General features: G+C 48.6%; 1 protein-coding gene and 1 pseudogene. Both read right to left on the bottom strand.

Translation table 11 applies throughout. The annotated features are described in order from the left end of the window. Positions 1–245: pseudogene (locus R7F64_RS24290) on the bottom strand (glycosyltransferase); the annotation flags it as partial. Further along, the coding region (locus R7F64_RS24295) for a helix-turn-helix domain-containing protein (RefSeq protein WP_318072209.1) at positions 220–537 on the bottom strand (318 nt) is incomplete at its 5' end. The gene R7F64_RS24295 and the pseudogene R7F64_RS24290, both read right to left, overlap by 26 nt.

The following is a 537-nucleotide window of genomic DNA, read 5'->3' on the forward strand; positions in this document are numbered from 1 at the left end:
GAAGGAACACCAGATATTTGCGGTAAATAGCTGGTGGGAATGTTTGCCGCTTGCGCTTTTTCTACAAGTTGTGCTTGAGGTGTGTACTCCGTTGGCAACACAATACGCACGGCGTGCCCAAACGCGAGAATGCCTTTTGCCAGCTCTAATATGTGGCTTTCGATGCCGCCAAAAATGCGGCTATCAACAAAAATCCAAACTTCGCCCACAATGGGTAAATCAGGATTGTTCGAGATTAACTTCATCCGCTTCCCACGCTTGTTTTTTACGATAGACCGTTGAAGGGCTTAGCTCCAGCATCACAGCGGCATTGAGCACGTTACCATCACAATAGGCGATCGCGTTTTGAATCGCTTCACGTTCGACTTGCCACATTGGTCGGATACTTCCGTCTGCATTAAAGTACGGCGATAAGGAATGACTCGGTGTTTCAACGCCGACAGTAGGTTGCATTTGTTGAGCGGGCACCTCTTGAACAGGTTGCACTGGTTCAATGGGTGGTGTTTGCATCGCTGGAGCATTATGTCCGTTGAGGTT

This window comes from Vibrio sp. Vb1980 (genome assembly GCF_033338615.1).
GTDB classification, from domain to species: Bacteria; Pseudomonadota; Gammaproteobacteria; order Enterobacterales; family Vibrionaceae; genus Vibrio; species Vibrio alginolyticus.